At 65.7% G+C, this 15,061-nt stretch carries 6 protein-coding genes; 3 read left to right on the forward strand and 3 right to left on the reverse strand.

Annotated elements, in window-relative coordinates; genetic code table 11:
- Window positions 1-328: 328 nt before the first annotated feature.
- The 3 genes from ABZ923_RS31470 to ABZ923_RS31480 form a co-directional block, all read right to left on the reverse strand.
- Window positions 329-667: a hypothetical protein gene (locus ABZ923_RS31470; protein ID WP_361478397.1), complete on the reverse strand. Its 339-nt coding sequence runs from the start codon at window positions 665-667 to the stop codon at window positions 329-331.
- On the reverse strand, window positions 664-7,152 hold the full coding sequence (locus ABZ923_RS31475) for an RHS repeat-associated core domain-containing protein (RefSeq protein ID WP_361478400.1): 6,489 nt from the start codon (window positions 7,150-7,152) through the stop codon (window positions 664-666). The genes ABZ923_RS31470 and ABZ923_RS31475 overlap by 4 nt, the downstream gene beginning before the upstream one ends.
- Before the next feature lie 162 nt (window positions 7,153-7,314).
- Entirely contained in the window at window positions 7,315-10,917 is a 3,603-nt protein-coding gene (locus tag ABZ923_RS31480; protein ID WP_361478406.1) for a LamG-like jellyroll fold domain-containing protein, read from the reverse strand.
- Between the two features lie 968 nt (window positions 10,918-11,885).
- Here ABZ923_RS31480 and ABZ923_RS31485 point away from each other — a divergent pair.
- The 3 genes from ABZ923_RS31485 to ABZ923_RS31495 all read left to right on the forward strand — a co-directional run bounded on the left by ABZ923_RS31485 (window position 11,886) and on the right by ABZ923_RS31495 (window position 15,023).
- The gene (locus ABZ923_RS31485; RefSeq protein ID WP_361478409.1) at window positions 11,886-13,070 is read left to right on the forward strand and encodes an IS701 family transposase; all 1,185 of its coding nucleotides are present in this window, start codon (window positions 11,886-11,888) and stop codon (window positions 13,068-13,070) included.
- Between the two features lie 372 nt (window positions 13,071-13,442).
- Complete coding sequence (locus ABZ923_RS31490; RefSeq protein ID WP_361478412.1) at window positions 13,443-14,105, forward strand: helix-turn-helix domain-containing protein; 663 nt, start codon at window positions 13,443-13,445, stop codon at window positions 14,103-14,105.
- Between the two features lie 561 nt (window positions 14,106-14,666).
- Window positions 14,667-15,023 (forward strand): SH3 domain-containing protein, encoded by a 357-nt coding sequence (locus tag ABZ923_RS31495; RefSeq protein ID WP_361478403.1) that lies wholly within the window; start codon window positions 14,667-14,669, stop codon window positions 15,021-15,023.
- Window positions 15,024-15,061: the final 38 nt, after the last annotated feature.

The raw sequence follows: 15,061 nt of genomic DNA on the forward strand, positions 1-15,061 counted from the left end.
AGGAGAAACATGACAAGGTCATCTCGGGACCGCGGCCAGCCCTCAAGGGCGCCCTCGTCGCACCGCAGAACGCGGCGCGACGGCAGGTCTAGGAGCTCAGTGGTTCAGGGGGCTGACGGCGTGACCGAAAGCCCCCACCTTGTCTGACTCAGGATCCGACATGACCTGCACACTACCCGGCCACTGTCCGTCGAGGCATCTTGGTTTCATCGGTGTTGTCCTGTGTCACCAACGTCCTGTCCCGCAACACCTAACGGCGGCGCAGCAGATGTGAGCATCAGCCGCGCCGCCGTCTTTGACGTCTCTCCGCCTACCGGCTATGAGGCCGTTAGATGTCCTCGACTCGAAGGAGGTCCAACCCGTCGACCTCCGAGATCCGCGACTCTGCGGGGAGACTGCTGTGGTTCAGGTAGACCAAGACCGGGTAGTCGGGGTGATCCGGTTCGGCGAGGACTCCTTCCTCGTCCCGCACGTTGGCCTCGACAGAGATCTCCATTCCACCGACGTCGCGATGAAGGAAGTATTCTCCACCCTTGTACGAACTTTCCCTCATATCCAGATGGACTGTGAGCGCATCGCCGATCAAGCGCGCCACCACAGAAACATCTGGATTCTTGAAACCGAACAACGCAAACCGGGCCAACGCTATTCCTTCTTCCGAGGTCATGGCTTCACGATGATACTCGGAGCCCGCGACGTGGCGTCCTTGACGGAACGGTAGATCATGAAGTTGACCTCCCGGTTGACTGACTTGGTGAGCTTGCCTCGCAGCTCACCAAGCCCCATCTTTTCGAGGTCTGCCCCCTTGAGGGGCCCTGTACGCGTACCACCGGACCTAAGCGGAATACCCGCTTGCTTGGCGCGCTCCAGAAGGCTCTCGCCAGCCAAAGCTACGTCGAAGTCACTGTGCGGCCCAAAGGGCCTTCCTGTCCTGAAGCTCTTTCCTGTTACCGAGCTGCCCTGAAATACCGCGGTTGCACCTTCAATTCCCACATCCCGAAGCCCGGAATTTATTTGCGCCTTGAATTGGTTGAATTCCGCCGCATTTGGAAAACCCATGGGAATACGCCTAGGTCCGGGGATCGCTCCTTCGAAGGTCCCGGCCGAGGGTTGACAATCCAGCGGTCCTGAAACTGGGACGCAGTCGTGATTATTCAGATCCTTCCAGTATTTCGCGAAGCCATCTCGAAAATTATCCCAGAAGGATGGGAGGTCAGGGCCGCCATTTCCCATGTTATTTACATTGTCGGCCGGGCCTTTTTGTGCGCCGCAAGTGTAAATGGGCCAACAGTTACCATATGGGCCGTTGTTTGCACCCGAGTTGCCGGTATGCGAGGTGCCGTTGCTGGCAGTCCCTCCCCCGCCAAACCAATCGCCCGAGGTGTCTGCAGTGCCGTCCGGCTTGGAGGCCCCACAGTAGATGTCAGGGTCGCTGCAGTTGTCGCCTTCGTGGCCGCACTTGAGTCCGCCGCACGGGTCGGAGCCAGCCGGGTCGGCGAGGCTGGCGGGATTGTTGTTGCTGTAGGCGTAGCCGTTCAGGGACTGATGTTCCTGGAGGTTTAGAAGTGGGTCGACGCTGAGGAACTGTCCGATCCTTGGATCATATTCACGTGCGCCGACGTGTGTAAGGCCAGTGTTGTTGTCGGTGGGTTTACTCAGGAATGCCTTGTCATCGGGCCATGACGTGGGCTTGGTTCCGCGCGGAGCGCCGAAGGGGGTGGTGTAGCGCTTGGTGATCGCGTAAGTGGTGGCGTCGAGCGCGATGCCGGAGGTGCCGTGGTGGTCGGCGGCGAGGAAGCTGAGCTTGCTACCGGAGACGCCCGAGGTAGCCGTGCGGACGGCGATGGTCTGGTCGTTCGCCGTGTAGTGGCGGATGCCGGAGACGGTCTTCGTGGTGCCCTTGACGGTGAGGTGGAGTTCTGTGCCTGCGCCCAGGTAGAGAACTGTTTCGCCATCTCCCTTGGCGCGGCGGATCAGTAGCTCACCGTTGGCGTCGTAGAGGTAGCTGGTCTCCTCCGTGCTCTCAGTGAGCTTGGCGAGGTCGCCTTCGGTGTTCCAGGTCAGCGATTGCTGGGCCGTGGGGCCGGGGCGGGAGATGGTGTTGCCGCTGTTGTCGTAGGTGTAGGTGCCAGTACGGGCGCCTGCGATGTTGTCGAGGGTGTGCGGATTGTTGTCCTTGGTGGTGTCGTTATAGGTGTAGGTCGTGGACTGGTCACCTGTGGTGGTGTGCTGGGTTTCGGCCTTGCGCTGGCCAGTCGTGGTGTAGGTGTACGACGTCCAGTACGGGGCTGCGCCGTCGAGATTGGCGGTCGTGCGGCCGGATGCGGCGCAGTCCGCGGTCTTCGGGGTCCAGGCTTCGGTTATGCGGCGGGTGCCGTCGTAGGCGAAGCACTGGTAGTCGGGTTTGACCATGCCGCCCTGGGTGGTGGCATCGAAGATGGAGGTGACGTTGCCGACGTCGTCCTGAGCGAACTTCAGCTCCTGGGGCATGTAGCCGTGCACGTCGTCGGTGACGTAGGAGCGGGTGAGGCGGCGGGTTCCTTCCTCGTAATCGAAGTTGAGGTAGGCCTTCTTCGCCGAGGAGGTGCCGTCCTTGCCCAAGGTGAGCTGCTTCAGGTCCCCCTGCGGGGAGAAGGTGGCGGCCTGCAGGTAGCCGGAGGTGCCGCCTGCGTAAGCCTGCTGGCCCAAAGCGCTGAATTTGTAGGAGACCGCTTCGGAGGGCAAGCCGCCGAGAGCCGGGGCGGAGTACTGGCTGACTGAGCCGCTCAGGTTGTAGCCGGTGGTGAACGAAAGCTTGTTGGCCACGTAGCCGTCCTTGACCAGGGGCTCGGTGGCGGGCAGGAGTAGGTCGCTGCCGGTGACGTGGTACATCGCATCGTAGGCGGTGACCTTTTCGGTGTAGGCCTTGCCGGCCGTCGTCGCTCCGCCGTCATAGCGCGTGGCAGAGTCCAGCTGGCCCTTGGCGAGCTGGTCGAAGCCCCAGGCGGCGAGCTTGTTGGCGTCGGACTTGTCGGCCTGCCACATGCCTGTCTTACGGCCGAGTACGTCGTACTCGTACAGCAGTTTCTTCGACCCGTCGGCGTTCGGGGTGGTGCTGACGATCTGGTCGAGGTCGTTGTATGCCGTTGCGGTTATGCCCTTGTCGGGGTCGTTGGCCATGACTTGTCGGCCGAAGAGGTCGTAGGTGGAGGACCACTTGCTCTGGTCGGGACCGGTGATCGTCCTCCGCTGACCGGCGGGGGTATAGGCGTAGTCGGTGGTGGTGAAATTGGTGCCGGTCGGTGTGGGGCCGGCATACTCGCGACGCTGGGTCGTCTGGCCGAGTGCGTTGGTAACCACGGCGGTTGCCTGGCCACCGGTTGGAGCCGTGGTGGCGACGGTGTCGCCGGTGTAGGTGGTATTAGTGGTCCAGCGGGTGACGCCGTGGACCTTGGTCACCGCCTTAGTCGGCCTGTCGGCCCCGTCGTAGGTGGTGTCCGTCTGGATCGGGGCCTGGCCGCCGGAGACTTCTACGGCTCGGGAGCTGGGCAGTGAGGTGCTGTCCCAGGTGTCGGACTGCTGGCTGACCGCAAGACCGCGCGCGTCGTACTCCGACAGAGAAATGAGCCGGCCGCCCTGCGGTGTGGGGCTCTGAACCTGGCGGGAGCGCAGCAGGGAGTCGTAGAACTCGTAGCTGGTGTTGTAGCCTGAGCCGTCGTGCTTGAGGGTGGCGGTGGAGACCCAGGGCATGTCTGCGCTGGTGACGTGGTAGGCGTAGACGTAGTTGGGTGTCTTGTTCAGAACTTTGAGCCGGTTGGGGAGCCAGAGCTTGCTGAGGCGGCCCAGGCTGTCATATTCACTCTCGGTGACCTTGCCGTTCGGGTCGGTGATCTTCAGAGTTGCGCCAGTCGTGAAGTCGACGTCCGTGGTGGTCGTGTAGGTTTTGGCGTCTTCGGACGTTGTCGAGGTCAGCGGGCCAGAGTCGGACGGCGCGTAGGTGGTCGAGGCGACTGGCTGGTCGTTGGTGTCGGTGACGGTCTTGGGGCGTCCGAGATTGTCGTAGGTCGTCTTGGACAACTTCTGCCAGGCGGGGGTGTCATCAGTGCCGTAGCCCTTGGCGCGTCCCGTCCAGGTGGGGTCGCCCTTGGTCGGTTTCTGGGACGCCGACCAGGTGGTGGCCGTGGTGTCGTCGTAGACGGTCGCGGTGTCGGCGATGACATCGCCAGCGCGCGTGGAGTCGGCGGGCAGGTCAAGTGCCGAGTCCGTGGTGGCGCAGGTCGCGGCAACGGTGCGGGTGCGGGAGATGAGGGAGTTGATGCCCTTGTCCCCGTTGCGGGCGTACCAGGTGCGGGTGCACTTTTCGTCGCCGTCGACCGAGTCGTCGCCCTCATCCTCGACGGTTGAGGGCATGCCGTAGTCGTCGTAGGTCGTCTTGACCGTGTTGACCCGGTCGTAGGGGGTGAGTTTGCTGGTGATGTTGGTGCGGGTGTGGGTGGCGGCGGTGCGGACGTAGTACGCCTCGGTGTCCGCGTAGGACTTGTGCTGGGTCGCTGTCCGCTTGGACCAGGGGTCGTTGGTCGTGCCGCCGACTTCCGCGTCGCCGTTGTAGGTGACCGACTCGCGTGTGAAGCCCGCGTACTGCTCGGCGTCCGTGATCTGCCCGGCCTTGATGCCGGTGACCGTGACGGTCTTGCGCTGGTCGGTGGCGGGGGTCTTGCCGTCCGAGCCGAGGACGCGGTCGCCGTTCATGCCGCGCAGGTAGACCGTGGTCTCCTTGCTCTGGGTGTGTCCGGAGATGCCGGTGAGGTGGGTGACCTGCTGGTAGCCGCGCCAGATAGACCAGGTGCGCTCCTTGGCGGGCGTCATCGGGTTTTCGTCGTAGTGCCATGCACCGCCGCCGGTGTACTGGTAGCTGTGCTGGACGGCTTCGGAGCCGCCGTGGGGGTCGGTGGTGGACACCGAGCTGACCGGGTACTTCTGGAACCAGTCGAGCTTGGGGTCCTTCTCCCCGTTGGGCGACCAGTACACCGGGTAGCAGCGCTTGGTGTTCTCGTCCAGCTTGGGCTTGGTGCCGGCGGCGGTGCAGTCGGCCTCCCGGTAGGTGACGATGGTCTGCGCGCCGGTCTCGGAGGTGACGGTCTTCAGGCGTGGCTTGTTCAGCGGCAGGATGTTGTCGGCCTGGCCGTCGACCCGGTTGGGCAGCATCACGTGGTCGAACTTGACCGGGTCGAGGGAGAGGTCGTCGCCGCGCTTGCCGGTGTGCTTGATCTCGTCGAGCCAGAGCGACTGGTCGGTGGAGTCACCGGTGTCACCGGGGTCGAGGTACAGGTGCTTGAGCGACCAGACGTCGACCGGCTCGAAGGCGGGGGTAGTGGCCTTGGCGTTCCAGGCGTAGGTGGTGATCGTGGTCAGCCGCTTGCGGGTGAAGAAGGACGGGCCGACGTTGCCGGTGCACTTGTCGCCGTCCTTGCAGACCGCATCGAAGGGGACGTCCGACCAGTTGTCGCGGGTGTCCTTGGTCAGCGAGTCGCAGCCGGTGCCCGAGGCCAGGCAGCGCTCGTCGTAGCTGAAGACGACCTTGTCCGAGGCGTCCGGGGAGGCAGAGAAGAGCTTGTCGGCGCGCTGACCGTAGCGGACCTCCTTCAGATAGCCGCCGCGGACGTAGCCGGTGCCGGTGTTGTCGTCGCCGAGCTTGTCGTAGTTGTTGTGCTCGGCGGTGTACCAGTAGGTCGAGGCGTTGCCGTGGGTGTCCTCGACGTAGTCGAGGTTCCAGCGCCAGGCCTGGTTCTTGGCGCGCTCGGCGAACGTGTCGCCGGCGGTGAAGCCGGGCTCGACCGGGTCGTCGCCGAAGACGGGCACGGTCCAGACCGAGTTGGTGCGGTCGTCGGCGTCCGCGCCGTCGAGCTTGTTCAGGCCGAAGACGTACTTCGTGCCGTCACCGGTGACGACCGTCCAGTACTCGCCCTCGCCGTCGAGGCCGGTCGATCCCTCGTCGCCGTTGTCCGCGCCGGTGGAGTGCGTGACGGTGGAGGCGTCGTCGTCCTTCAGCCGCCACCTGCCCGTCTCGTCGTCCTTGACCAGCTCGGTGGCCTTGCCGTTGAGGACGAGCGAGGCGTTGTCGTACTTCCAGCACAGGTCGTACTTGCCGTCCTGGCCGTCGTCGTCACAGGAGCCGTACTTGCGCTCGATGTAGGAGGAGGTCAGGTCAAAACCCGTGCCGACCTGGCTGCCCTGGTTGTTGGAGTTCGCCGTCTGCCCGTCGACCGCACCGGAGTCGTAGGAGATGGCGAGGTCCGGCTGGGGGCCGGCCGCGGCCGGGGGAACGCGCAGCGGGTAGGACCATGTGAACGAGCCGGAGGAGCCGCCGGCCTCCCATGTCGAGGAGGCGGACAGCGGCGTTGCCTTGTAACTGCCGGCCCCGGATGTCGTCCCAGCCGCGAGAGCCAGCAGCATCGGCCGGCCGCCCGCGGCCAGGGTCACGGGCGCGGTGATGCTGTCGTTCTCGCGGTTGTTGACCGCATCGATGACGTCGCGCTGGTGGCACTTCGCGGCACTCGGGTTCTGCAGCGCGCAGTCGACCAGCCGTGCGAGCTGGAGGCGGCCGGCCCAGTCGCCGCCGTAGGCAGAGGCGAAAGCGGAATAGTCGATGCCGAGGCGCGCCTTGCCACCCGTCTGCGGGCCGGTGAGTTTGAAAACGACGCCTTTGACGCCGAGCTTGGCCGCCGTCTTCTGGTCGAGGACCTCTACAGCGACGGAGGAAGCCCGTTTGCCCATGCCGGAACCCGTCACGGTGATGGGCAGTGTGCCGGGGGCGGCCTTGGCCGTGCCCTTGGCCGGAACGGTCAGCGACACCTTACCCGCTGTCGGCCAGGTGACCTTGCGCTGCTGGTCGTGTCGGGCCCGAGCCGCGGCCGCCTCGTCGGCCTTGGCTGCCTTCTCCACCTCGGCCGCAGCCTTCTTGTTCACCGTGGCGGTGAACGGGCTGACCTCGGTGGCATGCGGAGGCTTCAGGTGCGGGCGGCCCAAGGGGTCGACGTCCGCGGCGAAGGCCACGGGAGTCAGCAGACCGGGCACAAGGATCAGACCAGTCGTTGCGGCGATGCGCCGCAACCAGCGATGTCTTGGCCCGGATCCTCGGCCCACAGGGGACCGGGGTATGCCAAAGGGATTCATGGTGGGTTCTTCCTACGCGGCGCCCGGCCGGCTCGGGCCGGGCGCATGCCGTTGAGGAGCAAGAGGCGGAGCAGAGAATGAGGGGGGACCAGCGTCATGTGCGCCGGTTGGCACGGGGCTTCCCGCAAGTGGCGGTGGGGCCCCGTGCTAAGCGGTGCTTCGTCAGACGCTGTCCGGGGTGTCCAGAACCTGGGACTGGATCTGTTCGGAGTTCATTGCTCCGGTCCAGATCCGCAGGGATTCCAGTGCGCCGGGCAGGTAGTGCCCGGTGGAGCCTGCGGCTGTTCCCCTGCCTGCGGAGAGCGTTCCACTGCCCTGCTGGACCACGGAGAAGCCGGAGGCGTCATCACCGGGCTGCTCCAGCCCACCGACGTACAAGTGAAGTCGGCCCATGCGATCCTCGGTCTTCGAGGGGTCAGTGGGGTCGATCCACTGCCATGTCTCCTGCGCGTCATAGACGCCGGTGACGTCCACCCCCGTGTTGAGCTCGGCAAGGTCGCTGGCTGCCACCTGGGCGCTCTGGCTGACCTTTCCATCCGCTCCCACGGCGGTACGGGTGAACTGCCACTGATAGGTGTCGGCTGCGGGCTTGACCACCCACAGCGCCCAGGAGGACTCGGCGCCGATCGCCTGGCCGGCCACCTGGGCCTGGTAACCGACGGGCTTGGCCGCCAGCTTGTCGGCGTCCAGCCGAACGTGAGCGGAGACGGTGAACGAGCCCGTTTCGTCGGTCACCGGGCCGGTCGCCGAGGCGTAGCCGGACGTTCCGTCCAAGAGCAGCGCGTTGTTGTCCTCGTCCAGCACCGCGCCGGTGGACGACAGCGTCAGCGCTGGCGCCGGGTAGGGACTCAGCTCCTTGACCTGGGTGCCGGTTGAGGAAGCGGCATCCCAGTAAGCGACGAGTTCGCTGGCCGCCGTGTCGTTTTCGGTGAGCTTGGCCTCCTGGGCGATCTGCTCGGGGCTGAGCGCGTACTGCCACACTGAGACCTCGTCGAGACGGCCGCGGAAGTTTTCACCATAGGCACCGCCGGCCAGTGAGCGGCCGAACTGCAGACCGGCCGTGGATGCCCAGGGCTGGTATGCGGAAGACACCGCGTGCAGCACGACGGGCTGGCCCTGGGCGCGGCCGTTGACGAACAGCTGGATGGTGTCGTTCGTCTTGTCCGTGTCAGCCTTGGTGTCGAAGACGGCTGCCAGGTGCGTCCAGGCGTTCAACGGCGGCGGCCCTGCATCGGCGATCGAGCGCAGGAAGACCGGGTTGTCCTTGACGTCGGTAGCGGTGCGGTTGAACACCCATTTCTTGTAGCCGGCGGAGTAGTACAGCGTGAAGGCCGAGGCATTCGTGCCCGGCGCTGACAACACCACATGCGTCTGCGAGGCATCGGTGAGATAGACCCAGGACGAGACGGTGAAGGAGTCCTTGGTGTTCACCGCCGGGTTGGCAGTGGCGGCGTAGCCGGAGCGCTGGCTGTCGTCCGAGCCGTCGTTCAGCCACAACGAGTAGTCGGCATCGCCCCGGCGTCCGAGGCTGGACCAGCCCGCACCCGCCGTCTGCAGCGTGGCGTCGTGCCGGGTGCCCTCCGTCGCGGAGTCCTTGGCCAGCGTCGCCCCCGATCCGGGGGCTGCGTCGTCGAAGTGCCAGCGCCCCACGGCTCCGGGGGGTGGGGACACCTTGAAGGTGAACTCCGCAGGTGTGCCCCATCGGTCGTGAACGTCCTTGGCCCGAACCGACAGCACCTGTGTGCCCGACAGAGGTGGAGCTACGTCCTTCACCGCGACCTTCGTCGTCCCGGAGATCACCTTCGTGCGTGTGGTCAGCAGCTTGTACTCATACGCGGTGACATCAGTGTGCCCGGACGCATCGATGTCTGTGGTGTTCGGCTGGAAAGTAAAGGATCCGGGGATACCGGGGCCTCCCTTGCCCTCACACAGGTTCGCCGTGCACTCGGTGTAGGGGGAGCCGGCGGTGATGTGGGGCGCCTTGGGCGCGGTTGAGTCGATCTTGAAGTAGCACCAGGAGCTGTAGGGCGACCAGAGCTCGCCGTTCTTGCCTGAGTAGGACCAGTGCGACTGCGTCCGCGCCTTGTACCGGTACAGGCCCTTGTCGGCGCGATCGCTGGTCCGCAGCTTTTCCAGTGTCTCGTCCGGGTGCCAGCCGGTGTCGGGCATGTGCCCGGTCCACACCTGGTGCCAGGCCGCGTCGTCCCCGCGCTCGACCACGTACTCGGCCTGCAGGGAGCCTTCCTCGTCGCCCTTGTGCGCTTCAACCAGCGTCTGGACGCGGGCCTGGACCATCGGATCCTTACGCGTCACCACCAGCGGGTCGGAAGAGGACTTATTGCAGTATCCCGTTGTTCCGCTGCCCGGAATCACGCCGACATTGGTGGGCACGCCAGGCTTGTAGGCGAAGACCACCTGCAGTTCGGCGCTGTCGTCGAACCGCTTCCACGCCCGCGGGTCGCCCTCGTCCTTCGCGCGCAGCATCATCGTGAGCCGGCTGATCTTGCCGTCCGCGAAAGAGCGGACGGTGCTCTTGAGGTTCTCGTCCGACTCATCGGGGTTGTCGTGAAACTCAATCCAGGCATCCGGCTGGTCAGGGCTGCACAGATCTCCGCGGCCCGCCGCGACGTAGCGGTCGCCCATCAGGTCCAACTGCTTGGGGCCAGGCCACCGGGTGCCCTCGGAGATGTTGTCGGTGCGCACCAGGTCCACCCAGTGCGGGTCGCAGTTGAACGACCAGGTCTCCCGGGCCCGGAAAGTGGCATCCAGCACATACTTGCCGGCCAGCTTCGTGGGGGCGAACTCGAAGTACATGCGGTCGACGTAGCCGCCGCCGCAGTAGTAGCCGTCGGCGGTACCGCACTTGCCGACGCCCTTGTCGCCGTCGAACATCCAGAACTTGTCGCCGTCGGAGGACAGCTTCGTACGTTCCGAGACACCCAGGCCGACCGAGGGATCGATGTAGACCGGGTAAACCGTGTCCTTGCCGCGCAAAAGATTCAGGTCCGGGTGCACGGCGACCGCGCCGTCATCGACCTTCACAGGCAGCACGGCGGTGGCATCGCCCTCCCCCGGCTGGGAGGGATCATCGGTGCCCTGCCCCTGTGCGGGCGTTGCCGAGTCGGTACGGGTCAGCTGGGTCTGCGGGCCTGCTTGACTGTCACCGGCAGAGTCCCACATCTGCCCCGCGGGACCGCGGAAGAGGGCGTTGCCGTCCTCGTCTATCGCGCGCAGGCCTCCGCCCGCTCCCGGCACCACTGACAGGCCGTCCCCTGACGCAGCGAGCTTGACCTGATCCAGAGCGGGATTCTGCGCGGCCTGAGGGCTCTTGACGACGAGGATCTCCCGATAGCCCTCGGCGGTCGCCGTCAGCTGCAGGTCCACTCCGTCGAAGACATTCGCGTAGGTGGCAGTCGGGCCGTTCAGCGTCGGCTCCGGCAGCGGCCCGCTCCAGTCCAGCGTGACCGACCGTCCGTCCTTGCCCAGACGGATCAGGCCCGATCCGTTGCCCCTGCTGGAGAACGACAGGTCCACCACCGCGCCCTTCGGAGCAATCCGCCCGTCCGGACGCCGCTCCAGCACCGGGTCCACCGTTCCCCAGCCGCCGTCCTTCTCCTTCACCCGCTGGGGAGTCGTGGACTGGCTCAGTGTGAACGAACCGTCCGGGTTCGCCTGGGTCGTGGAGTACTCGGTACGGTCCGCCGTCACCTCCACCTGCTCCCCCGACGCCTGAGCCTGGGCCGACGCCGTCGCCTCGTCAACCACCCCGGTTTCCGCACCGGCGCTCAACGCGGAAGGCGAAGACGCGGAGGCCGGCACCGCGGGCAGGGCCGACAGGATCAGCGAAGCCGCCACACCCCCCAGCAACACACCATGGGATCTTCGAGCTCTCCGCAACTGCCCCACATGTCCCCGCCAGTTGCCCATGCAACCCACCCCCGACACACAATCCACAAAGGTCCCGCAAAGTAAATGCACCGTCACAATGAGCGGTCAATTGAGTGTGTCCCGGGTCACAGAAGTATGGCCGAAAGTAGCTGACCTGCACGGATAGCAACGCGCTTCGATCCCCGTCTTGAATCGAGCCTCACCTCCACAGCCTGGATCAGTCCAACCATCACGCCCGTGGGGACCCATAAACACCCAAATAAGAGCCAAGGCTGTACGAGCTGGGGATACTGAGGCCAATCGCCAACCAAGACAGGCACGCGCATCCGAACGAAGGCGGTGCGCATGGCCGCTGGTGCTAATACGTGACCGGGGCGCTGCGGGAGTTCCGCCGGTTCGGTTGACGCTCGAGCCAGCGGGGCCGTGCCGTGATCCGGGCGACGCGTCGCGGCGATCATCGCGAGGCCACCACACCACCCGGAGCTTTGACCGACGCAGTGACAGCGAGTGGCTGCGCTTCAAGCCGTTCCAGGGGTGCTGGGGGGCTATGTCCTTGGTGGCCTGTGTCGATGCTCAGGCCCCAGCGCATCTTGTCGGCCACCCAGTCGGTGACGTACTGGCAGCGGTAAGCGCTTGTAGCCGAGGTCTTGGCGTAGGTCTCACCTTCCTTCACGCTCCAAGCACGGCTGACGTCCGGCCCGCACCTACGGGGGAAAGCTACGGGCCGCAGACTCCCGCGATGACATACACCTCGCTCACAAGGGGGCGTTTGGGTGCACTCGCCGCTGCTAGTACTGCAACGGTGCTTGCCGTGACTGGTGGCCAGGTCGGTCGTTGATGTGGTTATGGGTGGGGACCTTGCTGATGTCAGGTTGTGGGCGCGTGAAATCGACGCTGTGCATGAGCGGTTCGTGCACCGTTTCAGCAGGTCGGAGCCTCGGGAGTCGGCACTTGCTTATATGCGGGGCCTGATCGCTCCGCCGGAGCGGAAGAACGGCTGGACGCTGGCGGAGGAAGCCGGCCATGCGGGTCCGGACCGGATCCATCGGATGCTGAACCGGATCGAGTGGGACGCGGATGAGGTGCTCGATGACGTGCGTCAGTACGTGGTCGACAATCTCGGCGACCGGGATGCCGTCCTGGTGGTGGACGACACGGGCTTTGTGAAGAAGGGGACGCGGTCGGCCGGGGTGCAGCGGCAGTACTCCGGCACCGCCGGGCGGACGGAGAACTGCCAGGTCGGTGTCTTCCTCGCCTATGCCACCGATCGCGGGCGGACACTGATCGACCGGCGTCTGTATCTGCCCGCCTCCTGGACCGACGACCGCGAAAGGTGCCGCCGGGCCGGCATCACGGATGAGGTCGGTTTCGAGACCAAGGTGGCCATGGCCAAGGTGATGGTCCGCCGCGCTATCGCGGATAAGATCCCGTTTCGCTGGGTGACCGCGGATGCGGCCTACGGCTTCTCCAAGGGCTGGCGCTCGGAGCTGGAGCGGGCGGACGTCTTCCACGTCATGGCCACCACCCGCCACGACACCGTGGTCACCCGCTGGGCGATCGACCACCCCGTCCACGACCTGTTCAACGGCCTTGCCCGGCAGAAATGGAAGCGCCGTTCCTGCGGCAGTGGGGCTCACGGCCCGCGGATCTATGACTGGGCCCGCGTCGAGGTGCGGCCCTGGCACCGGCCCGACCGCCGTCACTGGGTGATCGCCCGCCGCAGCGTCGCCCGCCCGCAGGAGATCTCCTACTACATCGCCTACTGCCCCGCCGACACCACACTCGATGACCTGATCCGCATCGCGGGCAGCCGATGGGCCATCGAGGAATGCTTCCAGAGCGCGAAGCAGGAGTGCGGCCTGGACGACTACCAGGTCCGCCGCTACCCCGGCTGGCACCGCCACATAACCCTCGCCATGGCAGCCCACGCCTGCCTGACCGTCCTACGAGCCCGCCAGCTGGATGCCGGGAAAGCAGAAACGGATCCTCCCAGCTCGTCCACCTCAGCCTGGCCGAGATACGACGGCTGATCACACGACTCACCAACCGCCGGCCCCACCCGTCGAGCACATCCTGCACTGGTCGACCTGGCGCCGACGACGCCAACACCAGGCCCGCACCAGCCACTACAAACGCCGCGGACACAGCCCCTGACCTGGCCACCAGTCACTACAACCACCGTTGCAGTACTAGATCCCGTGCCGTTTGCGATCAGCTGAGTCGACCGCCTCACCTTCAACGGCACCCATCCCCGAGACCGGGACCGATTTCCACCGCCTCACCTGACTACCGCCCAGCCGCACCGCATCACACCCGGCCCTGCACCCCGGAACACCACCGCTTTCGGCGGCACGGGGCCGTCCGCGCGCCGCCCCTACAGCGCCGTCCCAGCCGTGACGGTGATGTCCCGCGTCGAGGAGGCCAGCCAGGATGCCGCCGAGCAGGGCCCGTACGAGGAGACAGGAGGAGACGCGAGCCTGACACTTCATGAGAATATTGTCCGCATGACTGGTGCCGCCTCGGCGAAACGCGATCAGATTCTCACCGCCGCGCTTGGTGTATTCGGGCGTTACGGGTTCCGCCGCACTTCGATGGACCTGCTTGCGCAGGCAGCGGGGATGTCACGGCCCGCGCTCTACCAGCACTTCAAGAGCAAGGCGGACGTCTTTAAGGCCGTTGGGGCGCGGCTGGTGGCTGACGTCGGCGCCGCAGCGGAACAGGCCGCCGCTCGGGCGGGCACCGTGCAGGAACGGCTGTACGCGGTGCTCGCGGTGAAGCTTGAACTGGTGGGCGGATCGGTCGAGGTGGACGCCCGGCGGGAGTTGATCGTAGAGGCGGGGGCGTACGCTGATGACGTCCAGGCCGATCTGCGTCGACGGCTGATCGGGATCGTCGCAGGCCTGCTCGATGAAGCCCGACCGGGCGCGGGTGTGTCCTCGTTCGACACGGCCGTGGTTCTGGTCGATGCGCTGAGCGGCATCGCTCAGGAACCGGAGAAGCCGGACGTGTTGCAGGCTCGGCTGCGTCACCTGGTACTCCTGGTTACCCGCGGTTTCAGTCTGTGACCGCCTGACGCACGCCGCTTTCGCCACCTTGCCCCTTCCCGCCCCAGATCCTCTCACCCAGGCCCACTGCCTTTCCTCTTCGAAGGCTCGCCGTCGGTCAACGAAGTGGCCGACCATGCCAGGCGTCGTCCTGTGGGGGGCCTGCACGCCGGCGGTCACCGTCCGCACGGTAAATGCCGCCCTCCAGCCTGCGGCCTCCGCTGCCCGCTGCGGGATGCGGCCGAGGCAGTACTGCTGAGCCTTTCCGTGGGCGCTACCGACCGACCCGGTTGACGGCCTCCCGCGCCCGACCTGGTCGTCCATCCTCCTTGCCCCCAGCCGGCACCGAGGTGCTTCGGCGTGACCGGACCCTCGGGGCGGTGGGGGCGCCATCTTGTCCGTGCCGTGGACCGGACATATCAACTCCGCTTTCACACACAAGGGTTGACGTTCTGACAATTATCGTTCAATCTGTCAGAGGAGTGGTGAGCCGCCAGCCGCTCGTTGCAGAGGCTGGAGACGGCCCACCTGCTCGCCTTGCATCAACACAGGTGTGAGGCAGTCACTTTCAAAGGAGAAACGATGAAACGACGAATCATGTGGGCTCTCCCGGCCGTCGCCGTCGTCGCCACGTGCTTGCCCATCTCCTTCTCGGGCTCGGCATCGGCCAACGCCCTGTGCGGTACCGCCGCGACCGACAAGGACAGCAGCGCCTGGAACGCCACCGGAAGCGGAGCCTACATGCGCAGCGGGTCGAGTACCTCATGCTCCATCAACGGCAGGGCACTTACGGGTCACCGTCTCGACTACCACTGCTACACCGTCGGGGAAGACGGCTACACCTGGACTTACCTGCGCGATGACAGCGCGAACCCCGACGTCTACGGGTGGGTCCGTGACAATCTCCTGAGCGACCACGGCAGCAGGGTGCCCTGCTGACGCTCCATGCGCCGTCGTCTTCGTCTGCGGCTGTCCCA

Origin of the sequence: Streptomyces sp. NPDC046881, from assembly GCF_040645015.1 — a bacterium.
Classification (GTDB): domain Bacteria; phylum Actinomycetota; class Actinomycetes; order Streptomycetales; family Streptomycetaceae; genus Streptomyces.

Coding starts and splice junctions, on each gene's coding strand:
- ABZ923_RS31470 (WP_361478397.1), bottom strand. CDS start 667: ATGACCTCGGAAGAAGGAATAGCGTTGGCCCGGTTTGCGTTGTTCGGT.
- ABZ923_RS31485 (WP_361478409.1), top strand. CDS start 11,886: ATGGGTGGGGACCTTGCTGATGTCAGGTTGTGGGCGCGTGAAATCGAC.
- ABZ923_RS31490 (WP_361478412.1), top strand. CDS start 13,443: ATGTCCCGCGTCGAGGAGGCCAGCCAGGATGCCGCCGAGCAGGGCCCG.
- ABZ923_RS31475 (WP_361478400.1), bottom strand. CDS start 7,152: ATGAATCCCTTTGGCATACCCCGGTCCCCTGTGGGCCGAGGATCCGGG.
- ABZ923_RS31495 (WP_361478403.1), top strand. CDS start 14,667: ATGAAACGACGAATCATGTGGGCTCTCCCGGCCGTCGCCGTCGTCGCC.